This is a genomic window from Saccharopolyspora sp. NPDC047091 (assembly GCF_040643635.1).
In the GTDB taxonomy this organism is placed as follows: domain Bacteria; phylum Actinomycetota; class Actinomycetes; order Mycobacteriales; family Pseudonocardiaceae; genus Saccharopolyspora_C.
Map to the genome: position 1 here is coordinate 1 of NZ_JBEYUS010000101.1, position 16,199 is coordinate 16,199.

At 72.3% G+C, this 16,199-nt stretch carries 15 protein-coding genes; 7 read left to right on the forward strand and 8 right to left on the reverse strand.

The annotated features are described in order from the left end of the window. Nucleotides 1-124 precede the first annotated feature (124 nt). Entirely contained in the window at nucleotides 125-709 is a 585-nt protein-coding gene (locus tag ABZ805_RS27505) for a nuclear transport factor 2 family protein (RefSeq protein ID WP_358446273.1), read from the reverse strand. Nucleotides 710-742: 33 nt separating this feature from the next. Then, nucleotides 743-1,174: a hypothetical protein gene (locus tag ABZ805_RS27510; RefSeq protein ID WP_358446276.1), complete on the reverse strand. Its 432-nt coding sequence runs from the start codon at nucleotides 1,172-1,174 to the stop codon at nucleotides 743-745. A 227-nt stretch (nucleotides 1,175-1,401) separates the two neighbouring features. Here ABZ805_RS27510 and ABZ805_RS27515 point away from each other — a divergent pair, with 227 nt between their 5' ends. From ABZ805_RS27515 to ABZ805_RS27525, 3 genes are all read left to right on the forward strand, one after another. Continuing rightward, entirely contained in the window at nucleotides 1,402-2,142 is a 741-nt protein-coding gene (locus tag ABZ805_RS27515; RefSeq protein WP_358446278.1) for an SDR family oxidoreductase, read from the forward strand. Between the two features lie 66 nt (nucleotides 2,143-2,208). Then, nucleotides 2,209-2,580 (forward strand): MerR family transcriptional regulator, encoded by a 372-nt coding sequence (locus ABZ805_RS27520; protein WP_358446280.1) that lies wholly within the window; start codon nucleotides 2,209-2,211, stop codon nucleotides 2,578-2,580. A gap of 152 nt (nucleotides 2,581-2,732) precedes the next feature. Next, entirely contained in the window at nucleotides 2,733-4,220 is a 1,488-nt protein-coding gene (locus ABZ805_RS27525; RefSeq protein ID WP_358446283.1) for a SulP family inorganic anion transporter, read from the forward strand. Nucleotides 4,221-4,268: 48 nt separating this feature from the next. Here the strand turns inward: ABZ805_RS27525 and ABZ805_RS27530 are convergent, their stop codons facing one another. From ABZ805_RS27530 to ABZ805_RS27555, 6 genes are all read right to left on the reverse strand, one after another. Then, entirely contained in the window at nucleotides 4,269-5,180 is a 912-nt protein-coding gene (locus ABZ805_RS27530; RefSeq protein ID WP_358446285.1) for a LysR family transcriptional regulator, read from the reverse strand. A gap of 17 nt (nucleotides 5,181-5,197) precedes the next feature. Next, complete coding sequence (locus tag ABZ805_RS27535; RefSeq protein WP_358446287.1) at nucleotides 5,198-6,022, reverse strand: SDR family oxidoreductase; 825 nt, start codon at nucleotides 6,020-6,022, stop codon at nucleotides 5,198-5,200. 153 nt (nucleotides 6,023-6,175) lie between these two features. Continuing rightward, nucleotides 6,176-7,621, reverse strand: coding sequence for a hypothetical protein (locus ABZ805_RS27540; RefSeq protein WP_358446289.1), 1,446 nt, complete (start codon nucleotides 7,619-7,621; stop codon nucleotides 6,176-6,178). A 229-nt stretch (nucleotides 7,622-7,850) separates the two neighbouring features. Further along, a complete protein-coding gene (locus tag ABZ805_RS27545) occupies nucleotides 7,851-9,143 on the reverse strand; it encodes a citrate:proton symporter (RefSeq protein WP_358446292.1) in 1,293 nt (430 codons plus the stop codon). 100 nt (nucleotides 9,144-9,243) lie between these two features. Then, complete coding sequence (locus tag ABZ805_RS27550) at nucleotides 9,244-9,870, reverse strand: hypothetical protein (RefSeq protein WP_358446295.1); 627 nt, start codon at nucleotides 9,868-9,870, stop codon at nucleotides 9,244-9,246. Further along, nucleotides 9,867-10,961 (reverse strand): isocitrate/isopropylmalate family dehydrogenase, encoded by a 1,095-nt coding sequence (locus tag ABZ805_RS27555; protein ID WP_358446298.1) that lies wholly within the window; start codon nucleotides 10,959-10,961, stop codon nucleotides 9,867-9,869. Before ABZ805_RS27555 ends, ABZ805_RS27550 begins: the two co-directional genes overlap by 4 nt. A gap of 304 nt (nucleotides 10,962-11,265) precedes the next feature. Here ABZ805_RS27555 and ABZ805_RS27560 point away from each other — a divergent pair, with 304 nt between their 5' ends. The 4 genes from ABZ805_RS27560 (at nucleotide 11,266) to asnB (ending at nucleotide 16,047) form a co-directional block, all read left to right on the forward strand. Next, nucleotides 11,266-12,642 carry an NAD-dependent succinate-semialdehyde dehydrogenase gene (locus ABZ805_RS27560; protein WP_358446301.1) on the forward strand — a complete coding sequence of 459 codons (1,377 nt, stop codon included), beginning with the start codon at nucleotides 11,266-11,268 and terminating at the stop codon, nucleotides 12,640-12,642. Beyond that, nucleotides 12,642-13,061: a cupin domain-containing protein gene (locus tag ABZ805_RS27565; protein ID WP_358446304.1), complete on the forward strand. Its 420-nt coding sequence runs from the start codon at nucleotides 12,642-12,644 to the stop codon at nucleotides 13,059-13,061. Before ABZ805_RS27560 ends, ABZ805_RS27565 begins: the two co-directional genes overlap by 1 nt. 61 nt (nucleotides 13,062-13,122) lie before the next feature. Beyond that, nucleotides 13,123-13,980, forward strand: a complete 858-nt coding sequence (locus ABZ805_RS27570; RefSeq protein ID WP_358446307.1) for a GntR family transcriptional regulator — start codon at nucleotides 13,123-13,125, stop codon at nucleotides 13,978-13,980. Nucleotides 13,981-14,217: 237 nt separating this feature from the next. Then, nucleotides 14,218-16,047 carry an asparagine synthase (glutamine-hydrolyzing) gene (asnB, locus tag ABZ805_RS27575; protein WP_358446310.1) on the forward strand — a complete coding sequence of 610 codons (1,830 nt, stop codon included), beginning with the start codon at nucleotides 14,218-14,220 and terminating at the stop codon, nucleotides 16,045-16,047. The last annotated feature ends 152 nt before the right edge of the window (nucleotides 16,048-16,199 follow it).

Genomic DNA, 16,199 nt, shown 5'->3' on the forward strand with positions numbered 1-16,199 from the left:
GCGGGATTCTCGCGAGGACAGCTTTTTCCCTCGTGGCGGAGCCACTTGGGAAAAAGATCCCGCAGCGAGAATCCCGCTGAGGTTCCGCCACCCGCTCAGATCAGCAACAGGAGCGGAGAGGTGATCAGGAGTGCAGCCAGTTGAAGACCTGGTCGTAGTAGGCGTCCCGTTCGGCCGGCCGATCGTCACCGAGCAGCCCGGTGCCGATCCGGTAGCCGCGCCGGTCCAGGTGCCAGGCCAGCAGCGCGTAGGTGGGGCGGAACGCGGCCAGCTCCTCGGCCGGGATCGACGGCACCGAGCCGGGCAGCACCGGTGCGACGGTGTCCCGCTCGTAGATCGCGTCCAGCGAGACGATCCGCCACTCCCCGTCGCGGCGTTCCACCCGGTAGCCGAGCCGGGCGTAGGAGGTCAGGTCCACCGGCACCTCGTCGACGGTGGTGCGCACCTCGATCGCGGCGGGCACCTCGGCCCACGCCCGCGCGCCCGCGAGGTGCACGACCGGCGGTGCGAGGCGGTGCACGCTGCGGTCGCCGCGCCCGCTCATCTCCTCCGATCCGGCGACGAAACCGGGTCCGTCGCCGGTGTACCAGGTGAGGTTCACCCGCGAGTCCGGCCAGAACGCGGCGGCCATCTGCGGCCACCACTCGCGGTCCCGCCCCTGCCGCTCGCGCAGCAGCAGCTGGACGATCGTCGTGGTCTCGTCGGGCATGCCGGCCTCCCCGTTCGGTTCCGGACGAGGAGGCTAGTCGCCGCCGGACCGGCCCGGCACCACGAGCACCACCGAGGCGGCCGCGAGCAGCCCCAGCGCGACCACGTTCAGCACCTGGTCCAGCGGCCCGTACACGTGCAGCATCGTCAGGTGGTAGCCGCCGTGCAGCACGTTGAACACGAGCCACGCCGCGCCCGCGACGCGCGGCAGCACGCCGCCGCGCAGCAGCGCGAGGACGGCGAGCACGCCGAGCGCCAGGAACATCGCGCCGGTGTCCTTCGCCAGGTGCTCGTTGTACGGGCCGAGCGGCGGCAGCCAGCTCAGCCCGAGCCCGGGGAACGACCCGTACCACCGGGCGGGTGCCAGGTACGCCCAGCCGCCGGTGCCGAGGGCGACGAGCGCGAGCAGCACCAGGCACACCCGGTCGGCGGTGGCCTTCGGTCCGGCGGGGCGGAGTCCGGTCATGAGCGCGCTCCGATCCGTGGTGCGGGTGGTGCCGCGGTCGGCCGAATCGCGGCCCCGCGGCGGGAAGGCCGGTGCGCCCGGCCGAAGTGGTGTCCCATGAGCACGGGACGGGATCGGCGCCCGGATCGTGACACGGGGTGACCCGGGACACCTCCTGTCACACCGGGCACCGCCACCTCGTCCCCACCACGACCGGCCGGAACCGGCCGGAGGACGGGAGGATTCGGATGAAGGTCGCGGTCGCAGGCGGAACCGGCCTGGTGGGCGGGATGGTCGTCGCGGAGCTGCGCGCGGCGGGGCACGAACCGGTGGTGCTGTCCCGGTCGCGCGGGGTGGACCTGCGCACCGGCGCAGGCCTGGCGGCGGGGGTGGCCGGGTGCCGGGCGGTGATCGACGTCGGCAACGTGGTGACGGTCAGCCGGAAGACGTCGGTGGAGTTCTTCGCCGCCGCGAGCCGGAACCTGGTGGCCGCCGCGCACCGGGCGGGCGTGGCGCACCTGGTGGCGCTGTCCATCGTGGGCTGCGACCGCGTCGACTTCGGCTACTACTTCGGCAAGCGGGCCCAGGAGGAGGTGGTGGCGGGCGGCCCGGTGCCGTGGACGATCCTGCGCGCCACCCAGTTCTTCGAGTTCCCGGAACCGCTGCTGGCGAAGCCGATCGCGCTGGTCCCGCGGATGCTCTCGCAGCCGGTGGCGGCCGCCGACACCGCCGCGGAGCTGGTCCGCCTCGTCGAGCGGGAGCCGGTGGGTCGCGCACCGGAGCTCGGCGGTCCGGAGCGGCTGGACATGGTGGACGTGGCGCGCCGGCTGTCCGCGGCGCACGGCCGTCGCGGGCTCGTGGTGCCGGTGTCCCCGCCCGGCCGGGTCGGCGCGGCGATGCGGGGCGGCGCGCTGCTGCCGCGCGGCGAGCACGCGTGCGGTAGCCGCACCTTCGCCGAGCACCTCGCCGCGATCCGCGCCGCGAGGTGACGCGCGGGGACCGCCCGGCCGCCCGGGTAGGGTCGGGGGTCGACCGCGGCGAGGAAGGGACCCGGCTTGGGCGAGCGGATGCAGATCGGCGAGGTGGCCGAGCGCACTGGGCTGTCGCTGCGGACGATCCGCTACTACGAAGAGGTCGGCCTCGTCGTGCCGAGCGGCCGCAGCCCCGGCGGTTTCCGCCTCTACACCGACCCGGACGTGGACCGGCTGCGGCTGATCATGCGGATGAAGCCGCTCGGGTTCCAGCTCGACGAGATGCGCGAGCTGCTGGCGATCCTCGACCCGCAGGACGGTGATCCGGAGCTCGCCGACCCGGACGCCCGGCTGGCCGAGTTCACCGCGAACGCCGAGCAGGCCTGCGAGAAGCTGCGCGCGAAGCTGCGCATCGCCGAGGAGTTCGCCGAGGTGCTCCGCGCGCACCGGGCGTGATCCCGCCCTCATCGGGTTCGCGGGGTTGGAGTCCGCGCGACGGTCTCGTCTAACGTAAGGGGAGAGTTGCGGGTCGCCCGCCGCACCGCCGCCGCGTCCGGCGGCAGGACCCCTCCGCGCCGCTCGCGGCGCCCGAGCACGTCTGGAACCCCGTGTCGAACTCCGCCGCCCCCGCCTGGGCGCGCCCGTCGTGGCTGTCGCCGAAGGTCGCCCGCACCGAGGTCCTCGGTGGACTGGTCGTCGCACTGGCGCTGATCCCCGAGGCGATCTCGTTCTCCATCATCGCCGGGGTCGACCCGAGCGTCGGCCTGTTCGCGTCGTTCACGATGGCGGTGGTGATCTCGATCGTCGGCGGCCGCCCGGCGATGATCTCCGCGGCCACCGGGGCGATCGCGCTGGTCGTGGCACCGATCAGCCGCGAGCACGGGCTCGGTTTCCTGGTCGCCACCGTCCTCCTCGGCGGGATCTTCCAGGTGCTGCTCGGCTCGCTCGGGGTGGCGAAGCTGATGCGGTTCGTGCCGCGCAGCGTGATGGTCGGGTTCGTCAACGCCCTCGCCATCCTCATCTTCACCGCGCAGGTGCCGGAGCTGATCGGCGTGCCGTGGGCGGTGTACCCGCTGTTCGCCGCCGGGCTCGCCATCATGGTGCTGTTCCCCAGGCTCACCAAGGTGATCCCGGCGCCGCTGGTCGCGATCGTCGCGCTCACCGCGACCACGATCGCCGCCGGGATCGCGGTGCCGACGGTCGGGGACAAGGGCGCGCTGCCGTCCTCGCTGCCGGTGCCCGGGCTGCCCGCGGTGCCGTTCACCCTGGAGACCCTGCAGCTCATCGCGCCGTACGCGCTGGCCTTCGCGCTCGTCGGGCTGATGGAGTCGCTGATGACGGCGAAGCTCGTCGACGACATCACCGACACCCGCTCGAACAAGACCCGCGAGTCCATCGGGCAGGGCGTCGCGAACATCGTCACCGGCCTGTTCGGCGGCATGGGCGGCTGCGCGATGATCGGCCAGACGATGATCAACGTGAAGACGGCGGGTTCCCGCACCCGGCTGTCCACGTTCCTGGCCGGGGTGTTCCTGCTGGTGCTGTGCCTGGTGTTCGGGCCGGTCGTGTCGCGGATGCCGATGGCGGTGCTGGTGGCGGTCATGGTGCTCGTCGCGTTCGGCACCTTCGACTGGCACAGCATCGCGCCGCGCACCCTGAAGCGGCTGCCCGCGGGGGAGAGCGTCGTGATGGTGGTGACGGTCGCCGTGGTGGTGGCCACGAGCAACCTCGCCGTCGGCGTCGTCGTCGGTTCGATCACCGCGATGGTGATCTTCGCGCGCCGGGTGGCGCGCCTGGTGGAGGTCAGCGCCGTCACCGATCCGGACGGGCGGCACGTGGTGTACGCGGTGCGCGGGGAGCTGTTCTTCGCCTCCAGCAACGAACTGGTGTCCCGGTTCGACTACGCCGCGGACCCGGAGCACGTCACGATCGACCTGTCCGCCGCGCACATCTGGGACGCGTCGACGGTGGCCGCGCTCGACGCGATCACCACCAAGTACGAGTCCCGCGGCAAGCAGGTGGAGATCACCGGCCTGAACGAGCCCAGCGCCACCATGCACGGCAGGCTCACCGGCAGGCTGACCCCCGCGGGATGACCGAGGTTGATGGCCCATTCGCCCAGGGAACCGGGGTGAATGGGCCGTTCACCTGGTGATCAGGGTGGGGAGTTCGTCGTGCAGCGCCCGGACGAGGGCCTGCGCGGCGGGGGCGGGCTCCGGTGCCGTGACCAGCAGCGTCCGCCTGCGCCGGGTGAATCCGGGGTCGTGGACCGGAATCCAGCGCACGTCGCGCGGGGCGGTGGCGGCGGCCAGGCCGGGCAGCACCGAGATGCCGAGCCCGGCGGCGACCATGCCGAGCCGCGTCTGCCAGCTCGCGGCGGTGTGCCCGATGGTCGCCCGGTCGAGGGTGGGCCATGCCCCGAACTGCGGCGCGCCTTCCTCCCCGGTGCCCGCGATCCACACCTGGTCGGCGAGCTCGGCGACGTCCACCTGGTCGCGCGCCGCGAACGGGTGCCCCGCGCTCACCGCCACCCCGAGCCCCGGTCCGGGCTCCAGCGGTTCGGTGCGCAGCCCGTCCAGGTCGTAGTCGGGCAGCCCGTCGCCGACCGCGATCGCCGCCACCTCGATCCGCCGCGCCCGGATGCGGCGCAGCAGCGCCGGACTGCCCGCTTCCCGCAGGTCCACGTCCAAGCCGGGGTGCTCGGCCCGCAGCCGGGCGATGGCCCGCGGCACCAGCACCGCGGCCGCCGTCGGGTAGGCGCCCACCGCGAGCCGGCCCGCGAGCCGGTCCCGCAGCCCCGCGATCTCCAGGTCGGCCGCCTCCAGGTGGGCGACGACCTTCCTCGCGTGCCGCAGCAGCACCTCGCCCGCCGGGGTGGGGCGGACGCCGCGGGCCTGCCGCTCGAACAGCGGGCCGCCCGCGGCGTCCTCGGCGGCACCGATCTGGCGGGAGATCGCGGATTGCGTGTACCCGAGGGCCTCCGCGGTCGCGGTGAACGAGCCGCGGCGGGCGACCTCGACGAGCACCCGCAGTCCGGTGAGCGTCAACTCCGACATGCCGTCCAGTATCGGTGCTAGGCGCCGGTGAACTCGGCATCGGCCGCGCCCGCCGATTCGCGCTGGGCCTCCCACCCGGCGAGCCGTTCGCGCACCGCGGTGGTGACCAGCTCGTAGGCGTCGGAGTTCAGCAGCAGCCGCAGCGGCGGCGCCGGCGACGTGGCCGCCTCGATGATCGCGTGCGCGATGCCGGAGGGGCTGCCGACCATCTCCTCGACCGGCGTCGGCGCCCGGTCCGCGGGTCCGCCGCGGTACGGCTCACCGGCCGGGACCCGCTCGGCGGCGTCGAAGAAACCGGTGCGCACCTGGCCGGGCTCCACCAGCACCGTCTTGATCCCGAACGGTTCGACCTCCTTCGCCAGCGCCTCGAAATAGCCCTCCACGCCCCACTTCGTCGCGTGGTAGATCGCGAAGCCGGGGAAGGTGATCTGGCCGCCCATGCTGGACAGCTGCACGAACACCCCGCCGCCCTGCGCCCGCAGGTGCGGCACCGCACGGCGGGCGAGCTGGATGGACGCGGTGAGGTTGGTGCCGATCATCTGCTCGACCTGTTCGTCGGCGAGGTCCTCGGCCGCGCCGAACACGCCGTAGCCCGCGTTGGACACGAGGACGTCGATGCGGCCGAGCTCGGCGACGGCCTCGGCGAGGACCTGCTCGATGCGGGCGGTGTCGGTGACGTCCAGGCTCCACCGCCGCAACCGGTCGCCGTGCTCCCTGGCGAGGTCGTCGAGCCGTTCGGGCCTGCGCAGGGTGGCGGCGACCCGATCGCCGCGCCGCAGCGCCTGCTCGACGAGTTCGCGGCCGAGGCCGCGGGAACCGCCGGTGATGAACCACGTGGTCATGCTGATCTGCTTCCTCCACTGGGTGGGAGGGCGAGGTGGTTCCCGGGCCACCACGCCGCCCTCCGCGGACACCACCCAGCCTCCGCCCGCCGACCCATGCCCACAAGCGAGGTTTCCGCACCTCGGCCATGCGGGAACCGCATGTCACGGGATTCAGCCGACGTGCGGTGCGGTGTTCGCGGCGCGGACGGCGTTGAACACCTGGAGCAGCAGCGGCGCCCACTCAGCCCGCAACACGCTAGGCCGCAGCCTGCGCAGTTCGAAGATCGGTGCCTGCACGCCGTGCACGTCTTCCGTTCTGAAACCGAGGGCGCCCATCGACTCGAACTCCGCGCCTTTGCGGTGCTCGAATCCTTCGTCGGTGCGGCGGCTCGCGTACCCCTCGTAGCCGTGCTTGCTCAGCAGGTCGTGCCCCTGCGTGATCTCCCGCAGCCAGCGCCGCCGGGTCAGTTCGGTGAAATCGATCGCCCTGCTCTGCCCGGGGCCCCCGAGGCCGAGCAGCACCGGTTCGTCCGCGCGCCCTGCCAGCCCGGCGGAGCCGAGCGCGAGGTCGACCAGCAGGCTGCCGTCGTTCGCGGCGAGCCTGTCCTGCTCGTCCGGCTCCAAGAGCGTGAACATCCGGCCGAAGTCGGTCCGTCCCATCAGCGGCGCGACGCCCTTGTAGTACTTCTCGTGCCGTCCGTCGCCGTGCAGGAGGTAGGCGGTGATCACCACGAGCAACCCGCGCAGCTTCCCACTCGGAGCCGGATCGGGCTCCGGTCCGCCCGATCCGGCCACCGAGCGCATGTGGCGATCCACTCCCTGTTGAGCTCGGCTCGTGCAGTCTCCGGCGGAGAGCGAGAGTCGGGATTCCCCCTGCTGCGCTGCGGGACCGTCTCCCCGAACCTCGGGGCGGGCGAGGTCCTGGACGAGCCGTTCCACCCGGTCCAACCGGATTCCCGCAGTGGCCTGGGGATTCCCGCTGCCGCCGAATCCGTAGGCGACGTACGCCGCCTCGGTGTAGTGGCGCGTCCCCGAGTGGTTCGGCGGCAGGTCCGTCGGGTGCTGGGCGCTGCCTTTCGCCGCCTCGGCCAGGGACTCGGCGGTGTGGATCCCGTCCCCGTTGAACAGCGAGGCGACCGCGAGGATTCGGCTGACCGTCTCTGTCAGCCGTTCCGCGCCCTGGTCCGTCTCGGGGAAGGGAATGGTGACGAACTCGAGGTCGGTGCTCGGCGGTAACTGGCTCAGCGCCTCGTCCGATTCGATGGTGAAGGTGTCGGCGCGGACCAGCTTGGTCCCCTTCTCGAGGAGCCGGGCTTGGCTGGGCGGGGTCAGCACCGACCGTTTCCGGGTGTTCTCCGCGCGTCGCGGTGCCCAGTCCGAGCTCGCGGGGGAGAGCTCCCACCCGGCGTCGTCCTTCTCCTTGGGCGGCGGAGAGAACGCTCGGGTGTGGATCCCCGGAACCTCGATCTCGAAGCCCACGTCGCGTTGCACGGTGACGTCGCGGGTTTCGGCACCGGAGTTCCGCAATCGCCGGGCGTCCCGGTCGCCAGGACGCGGCGACGAACCGAGTATCTGCGCCGTCGCGGCGTTGCCCAGCAGCCGCTGCAACCTCTGCACCTCCTCCGCAGCGGGCGCCCGTTCCGCTGGTGGCGGACCTTGGTGGCCCGGGGTGGGATCGGTTCGGCAGGTCGCCGCTGTCCGCGGCGACGGCCGTCGGTGACTGCGCATCACGCTCCTCACGGCTGCGGGTGGGTCTCCAGCGTTGCTGCCGCTCCGCCGATCGCGGAAGGCGCTTCCGGGCGATTCCGGGGGAAGACCACTGGTCCGCGAGGGCAGCGCGGCGGGCTCACACCACGCTGATCGCGCCGGTGAGGACGGCGAAGGCGATGTAGGCGGCCGAGGCCAGCAGCACCCAGGGCAGCGCGAAGCGCTGGAACTCGCCGAGGTCCCGCTTGACCAGGCCGAGCAGCACCCACAGCGGTGCCGAGGTCGGGCCGATCGAGTGCATCATCTGCCCGATCGCCCCGGCCCGCGCGATCTCCACCGGCGGAATCCCGTAGTGCCCCGCGGACTCGGCGAGCACCGGCAGCACCCCGAAGAAGTACGCGTCGTTGGACATGAAGAAGCTCAGCGGCAGGCTGATCACCGCGGTGAACAGCGGCAGCAGGTTGCCCATCGACTCCGGCACCACCGACAGGAGCGCGTCCGCCATCGCCTTCGTCATGCCGGTGTCGGTCATGATGCCGGTGAAGATCCCGGCGCCCAGCACCAGCATCACGACCGGGACGGCGTTGCCCGCGTGCCGCTTGATGACCTCGCCCTGCTCGGCGAGCCGCGGGTGGTTGACGACGAGGGCGACGACGAACGCGAGCATGAACAGGTTCACCAGCTCGGCGACCCCGGCCACCAGCAGCACCAGCAGCAGCGCCGTGAGCCCCGCGTTGAACCAGGTCCGCCAGGTCCGCCCGTCGCGGTCCACCCGCTGCGCGGCGATCTCGGCGGCGAACTCCTCGATGACGGCGCGGTCGATGCGCTTGCGCTGCGCGCGCCCGAGCAGCCAGGCGAGGGTGGTGATGGCCAGCGAGGTGAGCGCCATCGGCGCGATCATGTGCACGAAGTAGTCGGTGGAATCCAGGTGCAGCACGCTGATCCCGCGCGTCGCCGCCCCGCCCCACGGCGTGGTGCCGGAGATGGTGCCCAGCGCCATCGTCGCGATCGCGGCCAGCACCAGCGGGTTGATGCCCAGCCGAAGGTAGATCGGCAGGAACGCCGAGCACAGGATCATGTAGCTGGTGGTGCCGTCCCCGTCGAGCGCCACCAGCAGCGCGAGCACGGCGGTGCCGACGCAGATGCGCGCCGGATCGCCCTGCGAGAGGCGGATGATGCCCCGCGAGATCGGGTCGAACAGCTTCGCGTCCATCATCACGCCGAAGTACAGCACCGCGAACAGCAGCAGGATCGCGGTCGGGGCGACGATCTCCAGGCCGTTCAGCATCATCTCGTCGAGGCGTCCGCCGAACCCGGCGGCCACGGCGAACACGACGGGGGTGGCCATGATGGCGACGAAGGCGGTCAGGTAGCGGCGCATCACCAGCGCCATGAAGACGCCGAGGGTGGCGAAGCCCAGGACGGCGAGCATCGTTGCTCCTTTGCTGCTCCCGGCGGTGGTGCGGGCGCGACGGGGCGCCCGTACCACCGGGGTGCGGGGTCGTTGCTGGGGGTGCGGGCCCGAGGTCCGCTCAGGCGGCGCCGAGCAGCCGCGTGCGCAGCGCACGGGCGGCGAGCAGCGGCGGGCTCAGCACCTCGGTGCCGAGGTCCGCGGCGAGCCCGGCGGCGTGCGGGCTCAGCGAGTACTGCGCGAGCAGCACCAGGTCGGCGGCGGGCAGGTGCGGGCGCACCGCCGCGGCGAGGGAATCGGCGTCGGCCGGCTGCGCGAGCGCGGGCAGAACTCGTGCCTCGGGAGCCGCGATGTCCAGCCGCCCGGCCGATTCCGCGAGCGCGCTGTCCAATGAGGACACCAGCACTGCGGTGGCCCGGCCGCGGCGGGCGAGCTCGGCGAACGCGGCGTCGTCGGCGCCCCGCACCGGAGCGGACCACAGCTGCCGGGCCAGCCCGGCGACGGGCCCGTACATCGAGCAGCTCAGCTGCACCGCGTCCGCTCCGCCGTCCACGGCGTGCCGGATCAGCCCCAGCATCCGCCTGCGCAGCGCCGGGGTGAGCCCGCCCGCCGCGTCGGCCTCGGCGACCAGCCGGTCGTCCAGCAGGTTCCAGGCGTCCGCCTCCGGGAACGCCTCGCGCAGCGCCGCGTTCGCCGGTTCCACCGCGGCGGGCGCGGCGTGCACGAACGCCACGAGCGGGCGGGTCATCTCGCGTCCGCGATGGCCGCGGCGACGGCGTCGGCGAACGCGGTCGTCCCGGTGGACCCGCCCATGTCGGGCGTGCAGGTCCCGGCCTCGACGGTGCGGGCGACTCCCGCGTCCAGGGCGGCCGCGGCGGCGCGCAGGCCTGCGTCCTCGTGCCGATCTCCCAGCCACCGCAACAACATCGAGCTGGACAGCATCATGGCGGTCGGGTTCGCGAGGTCCTTCCCGGCGATGTCGGGGGCGGAGCCGTGCGATGCCTGGGCCATGCCCTGCCGGTCCGAGACGTTGATCGACGGCGCGATGCCCAGCGAACCGGCCAGCTCACCGGTGAGGTCGGAGAGGATGTCGCCGAACATGTTCTCGGTGACGATCACGTCGAACTCGGGGGCGCGGCGCAGCAGGTGCACCGTCATCGCGTCGATGTGGAAGTCGTCCACGGTGACGTCGGGGTACTGCTCGGCGATCTCCCGGCACACGTCGCGGAACAGGCCGGTGGTCAGCCGCAGCACGTTCGCCTTGTGCACGATGGTCAGCTTGCCGCGGCGGCTCCGCGCGAGCCGGAACGCGGTGTGCGCGATCCGCTCCACGGCGGGGCGGGTGATGATGCCGTGCGCGATCGCGACGTCGGGGGTGGGCATGAATTCGCCGGTGCCCGCGTGGGTGTTGCGATCGGCGTAGAAGCCTTCGGTGTTCTCCCGCACGATCACCAGGTCGGTGCCGGGGACCATGGCCTTCGCGCCCTCGAAGGACTTGGCGGGGCGGATGTTCGCGTACAGCCCGAACCGGATGCGGATGGTGCCGCTGGGGTTGAGCTGCGAGCGGTGCGGTTCCGGGTAGGCGGCGCTGTCGTGCGGTCCGAGCAGCCAGGCGTCCAGCTCGTCGAGGGCGGCCAGCGTGGACTCCGGTGCGGGCGTGCCGTGCTCGTCGATGGCGTCCCGGCCCAGCGGCAGCGGCACCCAGTCGACGGCGGGTGCGCCGGCGGCGGCGAGCGCGGCGTCCACGGCGCGGGTGGCGGCGGGCACGATCTCCGGTCCGATCCCGTCGCCTTCGAGCAGGCCGAGTCGGTAGGTGCGGGCGGATCGGGGTGCGGTCATGGATCTCTCCTCGAGTGGTGCGTTCCGGCGACATCCTGGAGGTTATAACCTCGTTCGGTCAAGAGTTCGCGAAACTGCGATGTGGTCGATCTGAGCTGCGCAGAACGTGGCGAGCAGGCGTTATAACGAAATCGACGAACGCTGGTACTTGTTCGTTGAGAAAAACCAGTGCGTCCGCTAGCGTCCTGCTCCGCCGGGCCACCGCGGCCCGCCTCGACGCGCTCGACCGCGACCGGGCCGCACCCCGGAACCGCCCCGAGCCCCCAGATCCCCGCCCCAGGCACCGCCGGAACGGAGCACGCCCGTGAGCATCCTGTCCATCGACCCGACCACCGGGGCCGAACTGGCCCGGTACGAAGTGGACGGTCCCGCCGAGGTCGAAGCCGCCCTGGCGGCCGCCGCGACCGCGCAGCGAACCTGGCGCCGGACACCCCTCGTCGAGCGCACCGCGCTGCTGCGCGAGATCGCCCGCGTGCTGCGCGCCGGGCGGGAGCGCTACGCCCGGCTGATCACCGCCGAGATGGGCAAGCCGATCACAGAAGCCGAGGCCGAGATCGACAAGTGCGCGCTCACCTGCGAGCACTACGCCGAGCACGCCGCCGGGCTCCTCGCCGACCGTCCTGTTCGGACGGAGGACGGCGCGGCGGTGGTGGTGTGCGAACCGCTCGGCGTGGTCCTCGCGGTGATGCCGTGGAACTACCCGTTCTGGCAGTTCTTCCGGTTCGCCGCGCCCGCGCTGGCCGCCGGGAACGGCACGATCCTCAAGCACGCAGGCAACGTTCCGCAGTGCGCCCGCGCCATCGACGCGGTGCTGCGGGACGCGGGCGCACCGGCGGGGCTGTGCCGGTCGCTGCTGGTGGAGGTGCCGGTGGTCGCCGAGCTCATCGCCGACGACCGGATCGCCGCGGTCACCCTCACCGGCTCCACCGAGGTCGGCGCGATCGTCGCCGGGCAGGCCGGGAACGCGCTGAAGAAGCAGGTGCTCGAACTCGGCGGCTCCGACCCGTTCTTGGTGCTCGCCGACGCCGACGTGCCCGCCGCGGCCGCCGCCGCGGTGCGGGCCCGGTTCACCAACGTCGGGCAGTCCTGCGTGAACGCCAAGCGCTTCCTGGTCGCCGAGCCGATCGCCGAGGAATTCGCCGCCGCCTTCACCGCGGCCGCCGAAGCGCTGCCCGTCGGCGACCCCACCGACCCGGCCACCCGGATCGGCCCGATGGCCCGCGCGAACCTGCGCGACGCCCTGCACGACCAGGTGCTGCGCACGATCGCCGCGGGCGCGCGCCTGCGCACCGGCGGCGAACCGGTGCCGGGGCCCGGTTTCCACTACCCGCCCACCGTGCTGGACCACGTCGAACCGGGCATGGCCGCCTTCGATGAGGAGACCTTCGGCCCGGTCGCCGCGATCACCCGGGTTTCCGGTGCCGAGCAGGCCGTGGAACTGGCCAACCGCACCGAATTCGGCCTCGGCGCCGCGGTGTGGACCCGCGATGTCGCGCTGGCGCGGCGGATCGCCGCCGAGATCGACGCGGGCGCCGTGTTCGTCAACGGCGTCGTCGCCTCCGACCCGCGACTGCCGTTCGGCGGGGTGAAGAAGTCCGGCTACGGCCGGGAACTGGGTGCCGAGGGCATCCGCGAGTTCGTCAACGTCAAGACCCTCTGGATCCGCGAGGAGCGCCCCTGATGACCGAGCGCGAGACCTTCCCCGCCGCGGTGCTGCGGCCCGCCGAGCTGCCCGCCTTCGCCCGCGGTGGTGGTGCCCGCACCGTCCCGCTGGTCACCCGGGAGCGCGGTGCCACCACGTTCCTCAACGGGCAGACCCTGTTCGAGGGCGGCGCGGGCATCCCGCTGCACACGCACGACTGCCCGGAGAGCGTGGTGATCCTCGAAGGCGATGCGATCGCCGAGATCGACGGCGTCGAGCACGAGCTCACCGCCTTCGACACGACCTACGTCGATGCCGGGGTGCCGCACCGGTTCCGCAACGCCTCGACCACCGAGCCGATGCGCATCCTGTGGACCTACGCGTCGATCGACGCCACCCGAACCCTGGTGGCCACCGGCGAGACCCGCCGCGTCGACGCGGAGCACGGCGCTCGCTGACCGCGGCGCCGCAGTAGTCTCGCCCCGCACACCGCCCACCTCGCGGGAAGGTCCGAGGCACATGGCGACGCCCCTCGTCGAACAGCTCGCGGCGCGCATCGCGGCGCACATCCGCGAGGAGCGGCTCGCGCCCGGCGCCCGCCTGGTGGAGCGCGCGCTCGCGGAACGCCTGGCGGTGTCCCGCTCCCCGGTACGCGCCGCGCTGCGGCTGCTCGCCGCCGAGGGCGTCGTCGAAGCGGGGGAGCGCGGCGGTTGCGCGGTGGCGCGCGTGCCCGCGGAGCCGGTGTCCGACGGTGCGGAGGACGACTACCTGCGGATCGCCGCCGACCGGCTGGACGGGAAGCTGCCGGAGCGGGTGACCGAGAGCGGTCTCGCCCGCGAGTACGGGATCCCGGCCGCGCAGCTGTCCCGCCTGCTGCAGCGGATCAGCGCCGAGGGCTGGATCGAGCGGGCGCCCGGCTACGGCTGGCGGTTCCGGCCGATGCTCACCTCGCAGGGTTCGTACCGGGACGGCCACCGGTTCCGGTCGGCGATCGAACCGGCCGCGCTGCTCGAACCGGATTTCCAGCTGGACGAGGGCGCGGTGCGGGAGGTGCGCGCGCAGCAGCAGCACCTCGTGGACGGTGCGATCCGGCGGGTCGGTGCCGCGGAGCTGTTCGACCGCAACAGCGCGTTCCACGAGGTGCTGGTGCGGTGCTCGGGCAACGCGTTCTTCCTCGACTCGCTGCGCCGGGTGAACCGGCTGCGCAGGCTGGTGGAGTACCGGCGGACGTTGCCGCGGGAGCGCGCGCTGGTGCGGTGCCGCGAGCACGTGGAGATCGCGGACCTGCTGCTGGCGGGGCACCGCGCGGAGGCCGCCGACCGGCTGCGCGGGCACCTGGACTCGGTCGGCGCGGAGAAGGCCGCGGCGGGGGAGTAGCCGGTCGCCGCCCGTGTTCGGGCCTCGTCGCCGAAGTCCGGCCTTCGTTGCAGGATTATCGGCACGGGCATCGGATTCGTCCTGTTCGCGAGGTATTCGCAACGTGCCCGCAACAGTGCGAAACCTATGATTCACATCACTCATCGTCACGCGTTTGCCGCGCAGTGATCATCGGCCGCGGCTACTAGCGTGCATTTCGTTAGTTTGGGCAGCTATCTAAATGGGTGAGGTGGTCGTATGTGCGGCATCACGGGCTGGGTCTCCTACGGGCGTGATCTCGGTACCCAGGACCGAGTGCTGCGGGACATGACCGAAACGATGGCCTGCCGCGGTCCGGACGCCGCGGGCACCTGGGCCGCACCGCACGCCGCGCTCGGGCACCGGCGGCTCGCCGTCATCGACCTGCCCGGCGGCGCGCAGCCCATGGAGGTCGCCACGCCCGACGGCGCGGTCGCCATGGTCTACTCCGGCGAGGCCTACAACTTCACCGAGCTCCGCGACGAACTGCGCGGGCGCGGGCACCGCTTCGACACCGACTCCGACACCGAGGTCGTGCTGCACGGCTACCTGGAGTGGGGCGAGCAGCTCGCCGAGCACCTCAACGGCATGTACGCCTTCGCGATCTGGGACGAGCGCACCGAGAAGCTCGTGATGATCCGCGACCGGATGGGCATCAAGCCGTTCTACTACTACGAGACCGCCGACGGCGTGCTGTTCGGCTCCGAGCCCAAGGCGATCCTGGCGAACCCGGACGCCGAACCGGTCGTCGGCCTCGACGGGCTGCGCGAGATCTTCTCGTTCGCCAAGACGCCCGGCTTCGCCGTGTGGGAGGGGATGCGGGAGCTCAAGCCCGGCCACCTCGCCATCGTCGACCGCAACGGGCTGCGCGAGCGCTGCTACTGGCAGCTCGAGGTGAGCGACCACACCGACGACCGCGACGCCACCGTCGCGCACGTGCGGGAGCTGCTCGACGACATCATCGCCCGCCAGCTCGTCGCCGACGTGCCGCGCTGCACCCTGCTCTCCGGCGGGCTGGACTCCTCGGCGATGACGGCCATCGCGGCGCTGCAGCTCGCCGAGCAGGGCGAGACGGTGCGCAGCTTCGCCGTCGACTTCCCCAACCAGGCCGAGAACTTCCGCGCGATCGACGTGGCCCCCACCCAGGACACCCCGTTCGTGCACGCCGTGGCCGAGCACGTGCGCAGCGACCACGACGACATCATGTTGAACGGCGCCGCCCTGTCCGACCCGGCGGTCCGCGCCGCCGCTGTCGGCGCCCGGGACCTCCCGATCGGCCTCGGCGACCGGGACAACTCGCTGTACCTGCTGTTCAAGGCGATCCGGGAACAGTCCACAGTGGCCTTGTCCGGGGAGTCGGCGGACGAGATCTTCGGCGGCTACCCGTGGTTCCACGACGAAGGCAAGCGGGACGCGGACACCTTCCCGTGGCTCGTCGACTCGCCGCTGAGCCCTTCCGGGCTGCTCGACCGCGGCCTGAGCGCGCAGCTCGACCTCGGTTCCTACATCGGCGACAACTACCGGGACGCCGTCAACGCGGCGCCGATCAAGGACGGCGAAACCGGCCTGGAGAAGCGGATGCGGCAGGTCTGCTACATGCACCTGACCCGCATGGTGCAGACCCTGCTGGACCGCAAGGACCGGATGAGCATGGCGGTCGGCCTCGAAGTCCGGGTGCCGTTCTGCGACCACCGGCTGGTGCAGTACGTGTTCAACACCCCGTGGTCGCTGAAGACCTTCGACGGCAGGGAGAAGAGCATCCTGCGCGGCGCCACCCGCGACACGCTGCCGGAATCGGTGGCCAACCGGAAGAAGAGCGGTTATCCGGGCAGCTTCGACCCGAACTACCTCAGCGCCATCCAGGCGCAGGCCGCGGAGCTGATCGCGACCGACCACCGGGTGCTGGAGTTCTACGACGCGGACCTGCTCAAGGCCGCCACCACCGCCGACGGGGCGACCATCACCCACGAGCAGCGGAGCGCGGTCGAACGGGTCCTGGACTTCGCCACCTGGCTGGACCAACGAAACCCGGTGCTCAAGCTGTCGTGATCGCTTTCCGTCCTTCTGCTGCTCAGTGCTCGGGTGGCGGAACCTCAGCTGCTTCCTCGCTGCGGGATCGTTTTCACCGGTGGCTCCGCCACAGGAGAAAACGCTGTCCTCGCGAGGAAGCAGCTGAGAACCCGCGGCGGTGCCGGTGTCTC

Coding starts and splice junctions, on each gene's coding strand:
- ABZ805_RS27570 (WP_358446307.1), top strand. CDS start 13,123: ATGGCGACGCCCCTCGTCGAACAGCTCGCGGCGCGCATCGCGGCGCAC.
- ABZ805_RS27535 (WP_358446287.1), bottom strand. CDS start 6,022: ATGACCACGTGGTTCATCACCGGCGGTTCCCGCGGCCTCGGCCGCGAA.
- ABZ805_RS27505 (WP_358446273.1), bottom strand. CDS start 709: ATGCCCGACGAGACCACGACGATCGTCCAGCTGCTGCTGCGCGAGCGG.
- ABZ805_RS27545 (WP_358446292.1), bottom strand. CDS start 9,143: ATGCTCGCCGTCCTGGGCTTCGCCACCCTCGGCGTCTTCATGGCGCTG.
- asnB (WP_358446310.1), top strand. CDS start 14,218: ATGTGCGGCATCACGGGCTGGGTCTCCTACGGGCGTGATCTCGGTACC.
- ABZ805_RS27515 (WP_358446278.1), top strand. CDS start 1,402: ATGAAGGTCGCGGTCGCAGGCGGAACCGGCCTGGTGGGCGGGATGGTC.
- ABZ805_RS27530 (WP_358446285.1), bottom strand. CDS start 5,180: ATGTCGGAGTTGACGCTCACCGGACTGCGGGTGCTCGTCGAGGTCGCC.
- ABZ805_RS27550 (WP_358446295.1), bottom strand. CDS start 9,870: ATGACCCGCCCGCTCGTGGCGTTCGTGCACGCCGCGCCCGCCGCGGTG.
- ABZ805_RS27565 (WP_358446304.1), top strand. CDS start 12,642: ATGACCGAGCGCGAGACCTTCCCCGCCGCGGTGCTGCGGCCCGCCGAG.
- ABZ805_RS27510 (WP_358446276.1), bottom strand. CDS start 1,174: ATGACCGGACTCCGCCCCGCCGGACCGAAGGCCACCGCCGACCGGGTG.
- ABZ805_RS27555 (WP_358446298.1), bottom strand. CDS start 10,961: ATGACCGCACCCCGATCCGCCCGCACCTACCGACTCGGCCTGCTCGAA.